The 15,895-nt window shown below is 68.7% G+C and carries 12 protein-coding genes; 7 read left to right on the top strand and 5 right to left on the bottom strand.

The window, feature by feature from the left end:
- Positions 1 to 220 precede the first annotated feature (220 nt).
- From DXK32_RS29940 to DXK32_RS29930, 3 genes are read left to right on the top strand one after another with little or no spacing between them, the layout of a single operon-like run.
- The gene (locus DXK32_RS29940; RefSeq protein ID WP_114861832.1) at positions 221 to 1,270 is read left to right on the top strand and encodes an ABC transporter permease; all 1,050 of its coding nucleotides are present in this window, start codon (positions 221 to 223) and stop codon (positions 1,268 to 1,270) included.
- 5 nt (positions 1,271 to 1,275) lie between these two features.
- Complete coding sequence (locus tag DXK32_RS29935) at positions 1,276 to 2,199, top strand: ABC transporter permease (RefSeq protein WP_114861831.1); 924 nt, start codon at positions 1,276 to 1,278, stop codon at positions 2,197 to 2,199.
- Entirely contained in the window at positions 2,199 to 3,488 is a 1,290-nt protein-coding gene (locus tag DXK32_RS29930; protein ID WP_114861830.1) for an amidohydrolase family protein, read from the top strand. The genes DXK32_RS29935 and DXK32_RS29930 overlap by 1 nt, the downstream gene beginning before the upstream one ends.
- Positions 3,489 to 3,538: 50 nt before the next feature.
- On the opposite strand, the gene DXK32_RS29925 is transcribed toward DXK32_RS29930, so the two are convergent.
- Positions 3,539 to 5,602: a methyl-accepting chemotaxis protein gene (locus DXK32_RS29925; RefSeq protein ID WP_114861829.1), complete on the bottom strand. Its 2,064-nt coding sequence runs from the start codon at positions 5,600 to 5,602 to the stop codon at positions 3,539 to 3,541.
- 429 nt (positions 5,603 to 6,031) lie between these two features.
- On the opposite strand from DXK32_RS29925, the gene DXK32_RS29920 reads away from it, so the two are divergent.
- The 3 genes from DXK32_RS29920 to DXK32_RS29910 all read left to right on the top strand — a co-directional run bounded on the left by DXK32_RS29920 (position 6,032) and on the right by DXK32_RS29910 (position 9,005).
- On the top strand, positions 6,032 to 6,460 hold the full coding sequence (locus DXK32_RS29920) for a PAS domain-containing protein (RefSeq protein ID WP_114861828.1): 429 nt from the start codon (positions 6,032 to 6,034) through the stop codon (positions 6,458 to 6,460).
- An 82-nt stretch (positions 6,461 to 6,542) separates the two neighbouring features.
- The gene (frc, locus tag DXK32_RS29915) at positions 6,543 to 7,793 is read left to right on the top strand and encodes a formyl-CoA transferase (RefSeq protein ID WP_040138265.1); all 1,251 of its coding nucleotides are present in this window, start codon (positions 6,543 to 6,545) and stop codon (positions 7,791 to 7,793) included.
- Between the two features lie 216 nt (positions 7,794 to 8,009).
- The gene (locus DXK32_RS29910; RefSeq protein WP_247877410.1) at positions 8,010 to 9,005 is read left to right on the top strand and encodes a bifunctional helix-turn-helix transcriptional regulator/GNAT family N-acetyltransferase; all 996 of its coding nucleotides are present in this window, start codon (positions 8,010 to 8,012) and stop codon (positions 9,003 to 9,005) included.
- 31 nt (positions 9,006 to 9,036) lie between these two features.
- Here DXK32_RS29910 and DXK32_RS29905 read toward each other — a convergent pair whose 3' ends face one another.
- Positions 9,037 to 9,297 carry a hypothetical protein gene (locus DXK32_RS29905; protein ID WP_014200106.1) on the bottom strand — a complete coding sequence of 87 codons (261 nt, stop codon included), beginning with the start codon at positions 9,295 to 9,297 and terminating at the stop codon, positions 9,037 to 9,039.
- 97 nt (positions 9,298 to 9,394) lie between these two features.
- Between DXK32_RS29905 and soxR the strand changes: the two genes are divergently transcribed.
- Positions 9,395 to 9,859 (top strand): redox-sensitive transcriptional activator SoxR, encoded by a 465-nt coding sequence (soxR, locus tag DXK32_RS29900; protein ID WP_114861827.1) that lies wholly within the window; start codon positions 9,395 to 9,397, stop codon positions 9,857 to 9,859.
- Between the two features lie 413 nt (positions 9,860 to 10,272).
- On the opposite strand, the gene DXK32_RS29890 is transcribed toward soxR, so the two are convergent.
- The 3 genes from DXK32_RS29890 to DXK32_RS29880 form a co-directional block, all read right to left on the bottom strand.
- Complete coding sequence (locus DXK32_RS29890; RefSeq protein WP_051140212.1) at positions 10,273 to 11,118, bottom strand: IclR family transcriptional regulator; 846 nt, start codon at positions 11,116 to 11,118, stop codon at positions 10,273 to 10,275.
- Between the two features lie 108 nt (positions 11,119 to 11,226).
- Positions 11,227 to 13,980, bottom strand: coding sequence for a formate dehydrogenase subunit alpha (gene fdhF, locus DXK32_RS29885; RefSeq protein WP_114861825.1), 2,754 nt, complete (start codon positions 13,978 to 13,980; stop codon positions 11,227 to 11,229).
- Position 13,981: 1 nt separating this feature from the next.
- On the bottom strand, positions 13,982 to 15,712 hold the full coding sequence (locus tag DXK32_RS29880; protein ID WP_114861824.1) for an NAD(P)H-dependent oxidoreductase subunit E: 1,731 nt from the start codon (positions 15,710 to 15,712) through the stop codon (positions 13,982 to 13,984).
- Between the last annotated feature and the right edge of the window lie 183 nt (positions 15,713 to 15,895).

The following is a 15,895-nucleotide window of genomic DNA, read 5'->3' as shown; positions in this document are numbered from 1 at the left end:
AGGCCAACCATCCTACCAGGAGGTCGCCCGATGAGTGGAAGTCATACAAGCGGAGTCCTTTCATTGGATGCCCCCACCCTAACCCTCCCCCGCTTCGCAGGGGAGGGGACGGACGCCGCTTCGCAAATTCTCCCTCCCCTGCGCAAGCGGGGGAGGGTCGGGGTGGGGGCAAGGTCTGCGCCCAAGCACCTCCGCGGGAATAAGAAACAAGGACAAAACCATGCGGCTTGAACCGCGAGAGCATACCCCGCTGACCGCCCGCCTGCTGGCGCCCGTGGCGGCGGTGGTGGCGGCGCTGGCGCTCTGCGCGCTGCTGGTCGCCTGGACCGGCGCGCCGGTGCTGCGCGCCTACGGCCTGCTGCTGGAGGGGGCCGCCGGCTCCCGCTTCGCCCTGACCGAGACGCTGACCCGCGCCACCCCGCTGATCCTCACCGGCCTCGCCGCCGCCGTCGCCTTCCGCGCCAAGCTGTGGAACATCGGGGCGGAGGGGCAGCTCTACATGGGCGCGCTCGCCGCCGTCGTGCTGGGCGGCGGCATGCTGGACCTGCCAGCTTGGCTGCTGCTGCCGACCGTTATGATCGCCGGGGCCGCCGCCGGGGGCGCCACACTGCTCGGTCCCGCCGTGCTGAAGGTGCGCTTCGGCGTGGACGAGGTGGTGACGACGCTGCTGCTGAACTTCATCGTTCTGCTGCTCGTCTCCATGCTGCTGGAAGGCGCGTTGAAGGACCCCATGGGCATGGGCTGGCCGCAGTCCGCCCCGGTCGTCGAAGCCGCCGAGCTGCCCAAGCTGGTCGAGCGCACGCGGCTGCACACCGGCCTGCTGGTCGCGCTGGGCCTGTCGGCCCTGCTCTGGCTGATCGACACCCGGACCATCTGGGGCTACGAGAACCGGGCGGTCGGCGCCAACCCGCGCGCCGCGGCCTTCGCCGGCATGCCGGTGACCCGCGTCATGCTGCGCACCGCCCTGCTGTCCGGCGGACTGGCCGGGCTGGCCGGGGTGATCGAGGTCTGCGGGCTGAAGGGCTATCTGACGCTCGACCTGTCGCCGGGCTTCGGCTACAGCGGCATCGTCGTCGCCATGCTGGCGCAGCTTCACCCGGTGGGCGTGGTCGGAGCGGCGGTGTTCATCGCCGGCATCTTCGTCGGCGCCGACGCCATGAGCCGCGCCATGCCAGTGCCCAACTACATCGCCGACGTGCTCGTCGCCACCAGCCTGCTCTGCATGCTGGTCGCCGGGCTGCTGACGCGCTACCGGCTGCGGCGGGGGTGAGCGCCATGGAGCTGTTTCAAACCATTCTCGACATCCTGGTCTCCGCCGCCTTCTGGACGGCGGTGCTGCGCATCGCCACCCCCTACATCCTGGGCACGCTGGGCGAGTTGCTGTGCGAGCGGGCGGGCGTGCTGAACCTCGGCATCGAGGGCATCATGACGATGGGCGCCATGGCCGGCTGGATGGCCGTCTACCAGGGCGCCGACCTGTGGACCGGCGTGCTGGTGGCCGCACTGTGCGGCGGACTGATGGGGCTGCTGCACGCCACTCTGACCGTGCCGCTGGGCCTGTCGCAGCATGTGGCGGGCATCGGCGTGACGCTGCTCGGCACCAGCCTGTCCTACTTCGTCTACCGCCTCGTCCTGCCGCAGGCGAGCACCCCGCCGACCATCGAGCCGTTCCAGCCGCTGGCCCTGCCCGGCGCGCTGGCCCAGACGCCGATGACCTACCTGGCGCTGATCCTCGTCGCCGTGGTCGCCTACGTCCTCTACCGCACGCCGGTCGGGCTGGCGGTGCGCATGGTCGGCGAAAATCCGGCGGCGGCGGAGGCCCAGGGCCTCAGCGTCACCGCGGTGCGCATCGGCGCGGTGGTGGCGGGAAGCGCGCTGATGGCGCTGGCCGGGGCCTTCCTCACCCTGTCGGCCTTCAACGCCTTCTTCTTCAACATGGTCAACGGGCGCGGCTGGATCTGCATCGCGCTGGTCGTCTTCGCCTCCTGGCGGCCCGGCAAGGCGCTGCTGGGCGCGGTGCTGTTCGCCGCCTTCGACGCGCTGCAACTGCGGCTTCAGCAGGTGGCGGGGGGCGTCCTGCCCTACCAGCTGTTCCTGATGATGCCCTACCTGTTGAGCATCCTGGCGCTGGTGCTGGTGGCGCGCCGCGCCTCCTACCCGCGGGCGCTGATGATCCCGTACCGCAAAGGAGAACGCTGATGTTCGATCTGATCCTGCGCCGCGCCACGCTGCCCGACGGCCGCACCGGCATGGACATCGGCGTCCGCGGGGGCCGCATCGCCGCGGTGGAGAAGGACCTGCCCGGCCCCGCCGGAGAGGAGATCGACACCACGGGCCGGCTGGTCACGCCGCCCTTCGTCGATTCGCACTTCCACATGGACTCCACGCTCAGCTACGGCCTGCCGCGGGTCAACCGCTCCGGCACGCTGCTGGAGGGCATCGCTCTGTGGGGGGAGCTGAAGCCGCAGCTCGTCCAGGACGCCATCGTCGAACGGGCGCTGGCCTATTGCGATTGGGCGGTGGCGCGCGGCCTGCTGGCGATCCGCAGCCATGTGGACATCTGCGACCCGCGCCTGCTGGCCGTGGAATCGCTGCTGGAGGTCAAGCGGCGGGTCGCCCCCTACCTCGACCTGCAACTGGTCGCCTTCCCGCAGGACGGCGTCCTCCGCTCCCCCGGCGCTCTGGAGCTGCTTCGCCGTGCGCTCGACATGGGCGTGGACGTGGTCGGCGGCATCCCGCATTTCGAGCGGACCATGGCCGATGGCGCCGCCTCCGTGAAGCTGCTCTGCGAGATCGCGGCGGAGCGCGGGCTGCTGGTCGACATGCATTGCGACGAGTCCGACGACCCGCTGTCCCGCCATGTCGAGACGTTGGCCTACGAGACGCAGCGGCTGGGGATGCAGGGCCGGGTGACCGGCTCGCACCTCACCTCCATGCATTCCATGGACAACTACTACGTCTCCAAGCTGATCCCGCTGATGGTCGAGGCCAAGCTCGGCGTCATCGCCAACCCGCTCATCAACATCACGCTCCAGGGCCGCCACGACACCTATCCCAAGCGCCGTGGCATGACCCGCGTGCCGGAGCTGATGGGCGCCGGCCTGACGGTGGCGCTGGGCCACGACTGCGTGATGGACCCCTGGTACCCGCTCGGCTCCGGCGACATGCTGGAGGTCGCGCACATGGGCCTGCATGTCGGGCAGATGACCGGCTATGACGGGATGCTCGCCTGCTTCCGCGCGGTGACGGAGGCGCCGGCCAAGCTGCTGCACCTCGACGGCTACGGGCTGGAGGTCGGCTGCCACGCCGATCTGGTGGTGCTCCAGGCCGCCGACCCCGTGGAGGCGATCCGCACCCGCGCCACCCGCCTGTTCGTCCTGCGCCGCGGCGCCGTGGTCAGCCGCTGCGCCCCGGTGGAGGCCCGGCTCGCTCTGCCGGGCCGCCCGGAGTCGGTGTCCTTCACCCTGCCCACGGCGCGGGCGCGGTAACGCTCAGCAATCCGTCCCTCTTCCTGGGTGGAAGAGGGACGGATTGCAGATCAGGCCTTGTGGACCCCGGCGATGAAGCGGTCGATTTCGCGGGCCAGTTCCTTGGACTGACCGGCCACCCCGGCGGCGGCGGCGAGGAGCTGGTCGGCGGCGGCGCCCGTGTCGCCCGCTCCGGCCCGGATCTCGCCCATGCCGCCGCTGACCTCGCGGGCGCCGTCGGCGGCCTGCAGGACGCTGCGGGCGATGTCGCGGGTGGCGGCGGACTGCTGGTCCACCGCCGCCGCGATGCCGGACGCGATGCGGCTGACCTGGGCGATGGTCTGGCTGATGCCACGCACCGCCTCCACCGCCTCGCCCGTCGCGTCGCGGATGCCCTTGATCTGGCCGACGATGTCCTCGGTCGCGCGGGCGGTCTGGTTGGCCAGGCTCTTGACCTCCCCGGCGACCACCGCGAAGCCCTTTCCGGCCTCGCCCGCGCGGGCCGCCTCGATGGTGGCGTTGAGCGCCAGCAGGTTGGTCTGGCCGGCGATGTCGTTGATCAGGCCGACGACGGCGCCGATCCGCTCCGCGCTGTCGGCCAGCACGACAACCGCCGAGTCGGCGCGCTTCACGTCGGCCACCGCCGCCTCGGCGATGCGGGCGGACTCGCCCACCTGCTGCCCGATCTCCTCCACCGAGGCCGACAGCTCCTCGGTCGCCGCGGCGGCGGTCTGCACGTTGTCCGCGGCGGAATGGGCGGAGAGCGTCATCCGCTCCGACCGGCCGTGGGTCTGCTCGGCGATGCCGGTGAGGGCGCGGGCTGTGGATTCGAGCTGCTGCGCCGCCGAGGCCAGCGCCCCGGTCAGGCCGCCCGCCCGCTCCTCGAACCCGCGCTGCAGATCGAGCAGGGTGGCGGTCCGCGCCTCCCTGGCGCGCCATTCCGCCTCCTGCTGGCGGCCCAGGTCGCGGGCCTGCACCAGCCCCTGCTTGAACACCCCGACCGCGCGGGCCATGGCGCCCGCCTCGTCCTTGCGGTCGGCACCGGGAATGGCGGTGTCCAGATCGCCGGCGGCCAGCCGGTCCATGGCGGCGGTCAGCCCAGCAACCGGCCGGGCGATGCCGTCGCCCACCCGCCACGCCACCAGACCGCCGAGCAGGATGCAGCCCACACCGACCAGGACGGTCAGCAGGGTCAGCCGGTTGGCGTCGGCCATCACGCTGGCCTGCGGCGCCGCGACCAGGAACGACCACGCCCCATCGGCGCCGCTGAAGCGCACCGGCGACAGGCGCAGGTAATGGGGGGCGCCGCCGAGCGTGACGACGCCGTCGTAGGCCCGCCCCTCGGCGATGGCGCGGCGCGCCTCCTCCGGCAGGTCGTCGGCGGGATGGGACAGGCGTCCGGCGTCGGGATGGGCCACATAGACCCCGGCCCCGGTGAGCACCGCCGCATGACCGTCGCCGTAGGGCTTCACCCGGCGGACCAGATCGGTCAGGCCGCTCAGCGTCAGGTCGACGCCGGCGACGCCGATCACCCGGTCGCCGTCCTTCACCGGTGCCGCGGCGCTGGTCATCAGCGTCTTGGTCAGGTCGTCCAGATAGGGTTCGGTCAGCACCGGCTTCCCGGCCGCGGCGGCGGCCCGGTAATATTCCTTCTCCTTGACGTCGGAGAAAGGATAGCCCTCGCTGTCGTCGGCCTTGGGGCCGGGCAGCCACAGCAGGCTCATCCGCCCGGTGCCGGGCAGCCCCAGAATCTCGCCGGCGCGGTCCATCCCGGCGACGTCGCGGTCGCGCCCGTCGAACCCGTCGTCGGCCATGTCCACCCACACCCCGGCGTAGAGCGGACCGACCGCCATCAGGCGGTTGAGGTAGCGGTTGACCGTCTCGCGGCGCGGGGCGCCGGTGGAGCGCTCCACCTCCACCAGCGCGGCGGCGGAGCGGGCGTCGGCCAGGGCGGCGGAGATGTCGGCGGCCACCCGCGCGCCGTGATGGTCGGCGGTTTCGGCCACCAGGGTCGTCACAGCCCGCTCCGCGGCGTCGCGCGACAGGAACAGGGAAACGGAGGTGACCGCCGCCGCTCCCACGGCCAGGACAGCGGTCATGCCGATGATGATCTTGGTTCTGAAACGCCCCGTCATGCCCCTACCCTGTTAAAGCCGCCGCCCCGGATCAGAGGCGGTCGGCCATCTTGGCACACCGAAAACCGAACGGCCATATCTGCCGGCTACGGATCATCCGCCGGCTCAACGGTGGCGAGCGCCCGCCGGCCCCCTCATCCGCCGCGGACGAGGCGGGTGCCGGTTTTATACCGGAGGCTTCATGGCGGTGCCCTGGTGCCGGATCGCCCCCCTTTTCCCGCTCTCCGGCATTTGCCGCGAAAGGTCCGAAGCGCGATTAGTTCGCCTAACGCACAAAAGGGCTTGCCAGGCATTTCGCATCTGGTATACGGTATCTCACATCCCATCGCACTTCGGAAACGGGGTGCAAAACCAACGGTGCGGGCGTGTTTTGAAGAAAACATGACGGCGCCGGAAGGTTTCGGGTCCGGTGTCGGAGCGAATGCTTTCATGAGCGCAACAGTCGATTTCACACAGCTTGTCATGGCCGCCGGGGACGCGATCGTCGTGTCCGACGCGCAGGGCGCCATCACTGTGTGGAATCCGGCGGCCGAACGGATGTTCGGCTTCGCGGAGGGCGAGGCGCTGGGGCAATCGCTCGACATCATCATCCCGGAACGCCAGCGCCAGCGCCATTGGGACGGCTATGCCAACACCATGCGCACGGGCCGGACGCGCTACGGCAGCGAGGTGCTGCGCGTCCCGGCCCTGCACAAGGACGGGCACGCCCTGTCCATCGCCTTCACGGTCGCCCTGCTGACCGCGCCGGACGGCTCGGTGACCGGAATCGTCGCCATCATCCGCGACGAGAGCAGCCGCTGGGCCGAGGAGCGCAAGCTCCGCCGACGCCTGTCGGAGTTGGAGTCCGCAAGTCAGTAACCACAACCCATCCCGCCAGTTTGTCCGTGTTGTCCAGTGCTCAACAACGGCATCGCAATAAGTGAGAGGGAGTAAACGAGCCATGAGCAAGCCGCTCGAAGGAATCAAGATCATCGACTTCACCCACGTTCAGGCCGGCCCCGCCTGCACGCAGCTCCTCGCCTGGTACGGCGCGGACGTCATCAAGGTGGAGCGGCCGGGTTCCGGCGACGTCACCCGCAACCAGCTCCGTGACATTCCCGAAGCGGACGCGCTCTACTTCACGATGCTGAACAGCAACAAGCGTTCGCTGACGCTGGACACCAAGACCCCGGCGGGCAAGGAAATCCTTGAGAAGCTGATCAAGGAGTCCGACGTCCTCGTGGAGAACTTCGGTCCGGGCGCGCTCGACCGCATGGGCTTCACCTGGGAGCGCATCAACGAGCTGAACCCGGGCATGATCGTCGCCTCGGTGAAGGGCTTCAGCGACGGCCACCATTACGAGGACCTGAAGGTCTACGAGAACGTCGCCCAGTGCGCCGGCGGTGCGGCGTCGACCACCGGCTTCTGGGACGGCCCGCCGACCGTCAGCGCCGCCGCTCTCGGCGACAGCAACACCGGCATGCACCTCGCCATCGGCATCCTGACCGCCCTCATGGGCCGTTCGAAGACCGGCAAGGGTCAGAAGGTCGCCGTGTCGATGCAGGACTCGGTCATCAACCTCTGCCGCGTCAAGCTGCGCGATCAGCAGCGTCTCGACCGCGTCGGCTACCTGGAAGAATACCCGCAGTACCCGCACGGCGAGTTCTCCGACGTGGTTCCGCGTGGCGGCAACGCCGGCGGTGGCGGCCAGCCGGGCTGGGTGCTGAAGTGCAAGGGCGCCGAGACCGACCCGAACGCCTACATCTACTTCACCATCCAGGGCCATGCCTGGGCGCCGATCTGCAAGGCTCTCGGCAAGCCGGAGTGGATCGACGATCCGGCCTACAACACCGCCCAGGCGCGTCAGGACAAGATCTTCGACATCTTCGCCTTCATCGAAGGCTGGCTGGCCGACAAGACGAAGTACGAGGCGGTCGACATCCTGCGCAAGTTCGACATCCCGTGCGCCCCGGTGCTGACCATGAAGGAAATCGCCGAGTGCCCGTCGCTCCGCAAGAGCGGCACGATCGTCGAGGTCGACCACAAGGCCCGCGGCAAGTACCTGACCGTCGGCAGCCCGATCAAGTTCTCCGACATGACCGTCGAAGTGACCGGGTCGCCGCTGCTCGGCGAGCACTCCGACGAGGTTCTGGCCAGCCTCGGCTACACCCCGCAGCAGATCGCCGAGCTGCACGCCAACAAGGTTGTCTGATCGCTTCCCGACAGTCTGACGGCACACCTCGCGAAGACGGCGCTCCGAAAGGGGCGCCGTTTTTTCTTTGTCCGGGTTCTGGGTTTTTGCCGGGCAACAGGGGCTTCACGGATTGACACGGATGACACGGATTTCTCCTTGGCGTGTCCAGCCATCGCTGACCGGGAAGCACGCGCTGCGCACGAATAAGTGTAGCGGGCCGAGATCATCTCGGATATGGTTGCATCATACAACCATGTTGAGCCTGAAGTGACCGCACAGTCCGCCACCATCGAACAGATCCGCTCGGCCTCCCGTCGACTTGTCCGCGAACTCGGGTTCATGGGGGGCGCTTTCGCCAGTACCGATCTGCCTCCATCGGCGGTCCACGCCTTGATCGAAATCGATGCCTGCCCAGGCATCACGGCGCGTCGGCTCGGAGATGTCCTCCGTCTGGAAAAATCCAGCATCAGCCGCATGCTCCAGAAGCTCGTCCGGTCAGGAGACGTGCTGGAGCAGGCGGATATGGACGACAGCCGCAGCAAGAGGCTGACCCTGAGCGCGGCGGGGCGGCAGCGCGTGGCCGCGATCCACACCTTCGCCACCAAGCAGGTGTCGGAGGCGTTGGAGCGCCTGGATCCCGGGGAGGGGCAGGTGGTTGCCACAGGACTGCGGCTCTATGCCGACGCCCTGGCCTCCCGCGTCGATCACAGCGTGCGCCCGGGGATCAGGATCGTCTGCGGATATCGGCAGGGCATCGTCGCGCGGATCACCCAGATGCACGTACGCTATTATGCAAGGACCGCCCACTTCGGGCAGCGGTTCGAGTCGGTTGTGGCCGCCGGATTGGCCGCCTTCTGTGATCGCCTTGAGAACCCACGAAACGCGATATGGTCGGCCGTCCGGGAAGAGAACATCGTCGGCTCCATCGCGATCGACGGGGAGGATATGGGAGAGGGCATCGCACATCTGCGCTGGTTCATCATCGATGACGGCGTACGCGGTGGCGGGGTTGGGCGTCGGTTGCTGTCGGAGGCTCTTGCCTTTGTGGATGCACAGGGTTTCACGGAAACCCATCTGTGGACCTTCAGCGGTCTCTCGGCCGCCCGTCATCTCTACGAGGCGCACGGCTTCACTTGCATCGAGGAGCACCTCGGCTCGCAGTGGGGGGGAGAGGTTCTGGAGCAGCGCTTCGTCAGGCTACGGCCCCCTGCGACAAACCCTGGGCCCTGATTGGGGCCGTTGCCCCCGAGAATCCCGAACCTTACCGCAGCCACTCCCGCACTTCACGGATGCGCTGGTTCCCTTCCGGCGTGCGGGCGTAGGCCTTGCCGTACTGGGTCTCGTACTCGCGCACGAAGCCCTGGCGCAGCAGCCCGTCGAGCACCGGGCGGACGATGGCCGGCTTCAGGTTCGCGGCCTTGGTGATCGTCAGGAACGAGGCCGGCAGAGCCGTCACCTCCGGCCCTGGCGTGGCGCGCAGGGTGTTGAGCGAAGTCCAGTCGACGGAGGTTGGTGAAATCATCGGCTACCCTCGATGCGGCGCGCTGTTGACTCTCTCTCGATACGACCTCAACTTCACTTGAGGTCAAGAGGTTCCGAACCCCAGGGGAGGCCCGGCGATGGCGATTCTCGATCCCGCCGACATGGACAAGGACCTTTCCGTGGGCGAGGTCGCGGAACGCTCTGGTGTGGCAGTGTCCACCATCCACTTCTACGAATCAAAGGGCCTGATCGCGAGTTGGCGGAGCAGCGGCAACCAGCGCCGCTTCCCCCGCGACGTTCTCCGGCGCATCGCCGTCATCAAGGTGGCCCAACGCCTGGGCGTCCCGCTGGCCACCATCGCGCAGGCGCTGAAGACCCTGCCGGACGGCCGCACCCCCACCGCAGAGGACTGGAAACGCTTGTCCGCGGCCTGGAAGGCGGACCTGGACGAGCGCATCGCCGTGCTCACCAAACTGCGCGACGGGCTGGAGGACTGCATCGGCTGCGGCTGCCTGTCGCTTGGCGAATGCCCGCTGCGCAACCCCTGGGACGAGCTGTCGGAGGACGGTCCCGGCCCGCGCCTGCTCGATCCGCGGCGATGACCGCGCTGTTTTGCCGCACCGCAGCATAGCCTCCCCGTCCAGCGCCGTCTCGGCAATAAAAAGGCCGTGCTGTTTCCAGCACGGCCAGTATCCGAGAGGCTCGCATATAATGCGGAGCAACAACCCGCCCGATACAAAGGGTGAAGAACCCTGTGCAAGAAGAATGATGCCAGAGCCCTCGTCAGGGCGCAACAAGGAATCTTAAGTTTCCACATTGCGGAAACAAAGTGTTTTGCCAAAAAAAAGACCGCGCCGTTGCGGGCGCGGTCAGTTTCTTCAGGGCAGCACTACGTGACAGGAAGGAAAACCGGGGTAACAGCCGCCCCAGCCCAATCCGAAGGATTTGCGGATCGGGGCGGATCGCGCCTCCCGGCCGGCGCGAATTCGAATTCCGTAGGGATCAAGCCAAAAAATCAGGTGGGGAAGCGCCCGCCGATCTCGGCGGTCACCGCCGCGGCGGTGCGCTTGACCATCTCGCCGAAGGCCACGACGCGGGCGTCGTCCAGGCGTCGGTTGGTACTCGACAGCGACAGGGCGCCGATGACACGGGCCTGCTCGTCGTAGATCGCCGCGGCGACGCAGTGCAGGCCGCTGACCCGCTCCTCCTGGTCCACGGCGTAGCCGCGGTCGCGCGTCAGGATCAACTCCCGGTGCAGCGCCGGGATCGACGACACGGTGGTCCGGGTGAACTGACGCATGCCGCGCTGGGTGACGATGCTCTGCACCCGCGTGTCGGGCATGCCGGCGAGCAGCGCCTTGCCCACGGCGGAACAGTGCAGCAGCGTGCGGTCGGTGACGGGCAGCGCCGCCTGGGCGACGCGCGGGCCGCCGACGCGGTGCAGATAGATGGCTTCGCCGTTCTCCTCGATGGCCAGATTGACGACCTCGCTGGTCTCCTCCATCAGCCGGCGCATGCGCGGACGGGCGACGTCGAGCAGGCTGCGCGTCTTCAGGAAGCCGGTGCCGGTCATGTAGGCCTGCACCCCGACCGCCCAGCCGCGCTTGCCCTGGTCGAAGCGCACGTAACGCTCCTCCTGCAGGGTGGTCAGAAGGCGGTGCGCCGTGGAGGGCGAGAGATGCGCCGCTTCGGCCACCGCGGTCAGGCTCATCGGGCTGTCCGACTGGCCGAGGATGGTCATGATGCTCAGCGCCCGCGACAGCGACTGAACGAGATTGCCCTTCGCCGCACGGTCCACCGTCTCCGCGCGGCCTTCGGCCCGCGGGGCCGGGGGTGCCATCATCAGCGCTTGCGTCTTCATCGCTCCATCCCTCTCGAAATCGTCCGGCGCTGTTGCATCGCGCCGTTGTCGTCCTCGGGTGTGGCGGCCCCCGGTTCTCCCTTGCGGAGAGCGGGGGCCGCCGGTTGGCTATGCCGCCGGCTCGATGCGGGCCGCGGCGAACTTGAACTCGGGAATCTTCCCGAAGGGGTCCAGCTTCGGGTTGGTCAGCACGTTGGCCGCCGCCTCGGCGTAGCAGAAGGGCACGAACACCAGCCCGGACGGGACGTTGTAGTCCGACCGTGCCTTCAGCTCGATGGTGCCGCGCCGGGTGGTGACCTTCATGCGGTCGCCGCCCTTGGCGCCCATCCGCCGCAGATCCGCCGGGCTCATGTAGGCCACAGCCTCCGGCTCCAGATCGTCGAGAACCTGGGCGCGCCGGGTCATCGATCCGGTGTGCCAATGCTCGAGCTGGCGCCCGGTGGTCAGGACCATCGGGAACTCGGCGTCCGGCTCCTCGGCCGGCGGGATCACGTCGGCGGGGACCAGACGCCCGCGGCCGGTGGCCGTGGGGAAGCCGTCGCCGAACACGATCTCCTGGCCGGGATCGTCCGCGGACAGGCTGGGGTAGGTGACCGAGCGCTCGCGCTCCAGCCGCTCCCAGGTGATGTTGTCGAGCGACGGCATCGCCCCCTTCATCTCCCGGAACACGTCGCGCGGATGCTCGTAGGTCCAGTCCAGACCCAGGCCGCGGGCCATGGCGTTGACGATCCACAGGTCCTGACGGGCCTCGCCCGGCGGCGGCAGGGCCTGACGGCCGAGCTGGACCTGGCGGTTCGTGTTGGTCACCGTGCCGGTCTTCTCCGGCCAGGCCGAGGCGGGCAGAACCACGTCGGCGTATTTGGCCGTCTCGGTCAGGAACAGGTCCTGCACCACCAGATGGTCGAGCTTGGCGAGCGCGTCGCGGGCGTGCTCCACGTCCGGGTCGGACATGGCCGGGTTCTCGCCCATCACGTACATGCCGTTCAGCGAGCCGGCGTGGATCGCGTCCATGATCTCCACGACGGTCAGGCCGCGCTTGGAGTCCAGCTTGGTGTCCCAGAAATCCTCGTAGAAGGCGTGGACCTCGGGATCGTCCACCGGACGGTAGTCCGGGAACATCATCGGGATCAGGCCGGCGTCGGAGGCGCCCTGGACGTTGTTCTGGCCGCGCAGCGGGTGCAGGCCGGTGCCGGGGCGCCCGATCTGGCCGGTGACCAGCGACAGGGCGATCAGGCAGCGCACGTTGTCGGTGCCGTGGGTGTGCTGCGACACGCCCATGCCCCAGAAGATGATCGAGCCCTTGGAGGTGGCGTAGAGGCGCGCGACCTCGCGGAGCTGTTCCGCCGGGATGCCGCAGACCGGCTCCATGGCCTCCGGGGTGAAGCTGGCGATGTGGGCGCGCAGCTCCTCGAAGTCCTGGGTGTGCTCGGCCACATACTGTTCGTCGTACAGCCCCTCGCTGATGATGACGTTCAGCATGGCGTTCAGCATGGGCACGTCGCGGCCCGGCTTGAACTGCAGCATGTGGCTGGCGTGGCGCTTCAGCACCTGGCCGCGCGGGTCCATGATGACCAGCTTGGCGCCGCGCTTGGCCGCGTTCTTGAAGAAGGTCGCGGCGACCGGGTGGTTCTCCGTCGGGTTGGAGCCGATGACGACGATCACCTCGGCGTCCTTGGCCGCCATGAAGGGAGCCGTCACCGCGCCCGACCCGATGCCCTCGATCAGCGCCGCCACCGAGGAGGCGTGGCACAGGCGGGTGCAATGGTCGACGTTGTTGGTGCCGAAGCCGACGCGCACCAGCTTCTGGAACAGGTAGGCCTCCTCGTTGGAGCCCTTGGCCGAACCGAACCCGGCGAGCGCCGAACCGCCCCGCTCGTCGCGGATCTTGCGCAGGCCGGCGGTGGCGACTTCCAGAGCCTCCTCCCAGCTCGCCTCGCGGAAGTGGGTCAGCGGATTCAGCGGGTCGATGTCCACGTCGTGCTTGGACACGCCCTCCTTGCGGATCAGCGGCTTGGTCAGGCGGTGCGGGTGGTGGATGTAATCGAAGCCGAAGCGGCCCTTCACGCACAGCCGGTTCTTGTTGGCGGGACCGTCGCGGCCCGTCACCGACAGCAGCTTCTCATCCTTGATGTTGTAGGTGAGCTGGCAGCCGACGCCGCAATAGGGGCAGACGCTGTCGACCTGACGGTCCGGGGCGGCGGCGAAGACGCCGCTGTTCATGTCCACCTGGGTCTTCGGCATCAGCGCGCCGGTCGGGCAGGCCTGGACGCACTCGCCGCAGGCGACGCAGGTGCTGTCGCCCATCGGGTCGGCGAAGTCGAAGACGATCGTCTCCTTGTGGCCGCGCAGCGCCATGCCGATGACGTCGTTGACCTGGACCTCGCGGCAGGCGCGGACGCACAGGTTGCATTGGATGCAGGCGTCGAGCTGCACCGCCATGGCCGGGTGGCTGAAGTCGGGCTTCGGCGCGCATTCCCGGCTGGGGAAGCGGCTGTCCGAGACCTCCAGGCGATCGGCCCAGCGCCAGAACTTGCTGTCGGGGTCGTGGGCCTCCTCCCGCTTCGGCTGGTCGGCGACCAGCATCTCGATGACCATCTTGCGGGCGAACTTGGCGTTCTCGCTGGCCGAGCGGACGCGCATGCCCGGCGTCGGGTGGCGCACGCAGGAGGCCGACATGGCGCGCTCGCCGTCGATCTCGACCATGCAGGCCCGGCAGTTGCCGTCGGCGCGGTAGCCCGGCTCGTCGGCGTAGCAGAGATGCGGGATCTCGGTGCCCAGGCGGTTGGCGACCTGCCAGATGGTCTCGCCGGCGTGGGCCTCGACGAGCTCGTCGTCGAGGTGGAACAGGATGCGGTCGCTCATATCACCGGACCTCCCCGCGCAGATCGTCGCGGAAGTGCTTCAGCGCACTCTTGAGTGGGTTCATCGCGGCCTGACCCAGGCCGCAGATCGACGCCGTGCCCATCAGCCGGGCGAGCTCCGTCAGAAGCGGCTCGTCCCACACCGGTTGCTTGATGAGCGCCACCGCCTTCTCCGTTCCGACGCGGCAGGGCGTGCACTGCCCGCAGCTCTCGTCCTCGAAGAAGTCCAGCAGGTTGCGCACGACCTTGCGCATGTCGTCCTGGTCCGACAGCACGACCACCGCGGCGGAGCCGATGAAGCAGCCGTGCTGCTCCAGCGTGCCGAAGTCCAGCGGGATGTCGTCCATGCTGGCGGGCAGGATGCCGCCCGACGCGCCGCCGGGCAGGTAGCCCTTCAGCGTGTGGCCGTCGGCCATGCCGCCGCAATACTCGTCGATCAGTTCGCGGATGGTGAGGCCGGCGGGGGCCAGCTTCACGCCCGGGTCCTTGACGTGACCGGAGACGGAGTAGCTGCGCAGGCCCTTGCGGCCGTTGCGCCCGTGGCCGCCCCACCAGTCGGCGCCCTTCTCAAGGATATCCCTGATCCAGAACAGCGTTTCCACGTTGTTGATGAGGGTCGGGCGGCCGAACAGGCCGACCACCGACGGGAAGGGCGGCTTGTGCCGCGGCAGGCCGCGCTTGCCCTCAATGCTCTCCAGCATCGCGGACTCCTCGCCGCAGATGTAGGCCCCGGCGCCGCGCCGCAGATGGATGCGGGTGTGCCCGGCGAGGCCCGCCTTCTCCACAACGGCGATCTCGTGCTCCAGCATCTCGCGGATGTGCGGGTATTCGTCGCGCAGGTAGATGTAGACGTCGGTCGCCTCGACCACCCAGGCGCCGATCAGCATCCCTTCCAGGAAGCGGTGCGGATCGTTCTCCAGATAGAAACGGTCCTTGAAGGTGCCCGGCTCGCCCTCGTCCCCGTTCACCGCCATCAGGCGGGGGCCGGGCTCGTGGCGGACGAAGCGCCACTTGCGGCCGGTGGGGAAGCCGGCGCCGCCGAGGCCGCGCAGGTTGGCGCCCTCCAGCTTGCCGAGGATGTCGTCCACCGGGACGTTGCCCGCCAGACAGTCGCTCAGCAGGCGGTAGCCGCCCTCTGCCTTGTACTGCTCCAGGCTGACATAGGGGGGGATCTGCGGGTGAGTCTCGCCGTTCTTCACGGCGGTGACCACGCTCTCGACCGTGGCGTTCTCGTGCAGGGCGTGGCCGATGGCCACCGCCGGGGCGTTGTGGCAGGCGCCCATGCAGGGAGCGCGCACCACGCGGACGCCGTCACCCATGTCGGCGGCCTTCAGCTCGTCGAGCAGCTTTTCGCCGCCGGCCATGCAGCAGGACAGGCTGTCGCAGACCCGGACGGTCACGGGCGGAGGGGCGTCCTCGCCGTCCATCACGATGTCGAAGTGGGCGTAGAAGGACGCCACCTCGTACACCTCCACCAGAGCCAGCCGCATCTCGTGGGCGAGCGCCGCGAGATGGCGGGCGTGCAGCCCGTGATAGGTGTCCTGCAACAGGTGCAGATGCTCGATCAGCAGGTCCCGCTGCCGGGACCGGTCGCCGAGAAGGTTCTGCACCTCCGCCAGGGCCGCCGGATCGACCTGCCGGCCCTTCGGCTGGGGCCGGGTGTTCCGGCGCCCCGAACCGGGATGGATGGCGCGCCTTTTCGTGTCGTCTTTGGCGACGATGGCCGTGTCCATGTCCGCCCTCCCCTCTCGTCAGGCTTGATTCTTCGTAACGTTGGGATGTCGTGCAGTCGTCTTGGAACCGCCCCCCGATTTTTCCGGGGGGCTTTATTTTTTATGATTTAGGAAGGCGTTACTGCTTGGGCCCCTTGCGGACGGCGCTGGTGGGGTTGAGGCTGCCGATGTTGCCGCTCTCCG

This window comes from Azospirillum brasilense, from assembly GCF_003349955.1.
GTDB lineage: Bacteria > Pseudomonadota > Alphaproteobacteria > Azospirillales > Azospirillaceae > Azospirillum > Azospirillum brasilense_B.
Note: the sequence above shows the minus strand (reverse complement) of the source record. Positions and strands in the feature narration are given on the sequence as shown.

What these genes read in the sequence shown, in the direction of transcription:
- DXK32_RS29940 (WP_114861832.1), top strand. Translation starts at nt 221, where the DNA reads ATGCGGCTTGAACCGCGAGAGCATACCCCGCTGACCGCCCGCCTGCTG.
- DXK32_RS29935 (WP_114861831.1), top strand. Translation starts at nt 1,276, where the DNA reads ATGGAGCTGTTTCAAACCATTCTCGACATCCTGGTCTCCGCCGCCTTC.
- DXK32_RS29930 (WP_114861830.1), top strand. Translation starts at nt 2,199, where the DNA reads ATGTTCGATCTGATCCTGCGCCGCGCCACGCTGCCCGACGGCCGCACC.
- DXK32_RS29925 (WP_114861829.1), bottom strand. Translation starts at nt 5,602, where the DNA reads ATGACGGGGCGTTTCAGAACCAAGATCATCATCGGCATGACCGCTGTC.
- DXK32_RS29920 (WP_114861828.1), top strand. Translation starts at nt 6,032, where the DNA reads ATGAGCGCAACAGTCGATTTCACACAGCTTGTCATGGCCGCCGGGGAC.
- frc (WP_040138265.1), top strand. Translation starts at nt 6,543, where the DNA reads ATGAGCAAGCCGCTCGAAGGAATCAAGATCATCGACTTCACCCACGTT.
- DXK32_RS29910 (WP_247877410.1), top strand. Translation starts at nt 8,010, where the DNA reads ATGGTTGCATCATACAACCATGTTGAGCCTGAAGTGACCGCACAGTCC.
- DXK32_RS29905 (WP_014200106.1), bottom strand. Translation starts at nt 9,297, where the DNA reads ATGATTTCACCAACCTCCGTCGACTGGACTTCGCTCAACACCCTGCGC.
- soxR (WP_114861827.1), top strand. Translation starts at nt 9,395, where the DNA reads ATGGCGATTCTCGATCCCGCCGACATGGACAAGGACCTTTCCGTGGGC.
- DXK32_RS29890 (WP_051140212.1), bottom strand. Translation starts at nt 11,118, where the DNA reads ATGAAGACGCAAGCGCTGATGATGGCACCCCCGGCCCCGCGGGCCGAA.
- fdhF (WP_114861825.1), bottom strand. Translation starts at nt 13,980, where the DNA reads ATGAGCGACCGCATCCTGTTCCACCTCGACGACGAGCTCGTCGAGGCC.
- DXK32_RS29880 (WP_114861824.1), bottom strand. Translation starts at nt 15,712, where the DNA reads ATGGACACGGCCATCGTCGCCAAAGACGACACGAAAAGGCGCGCCATC.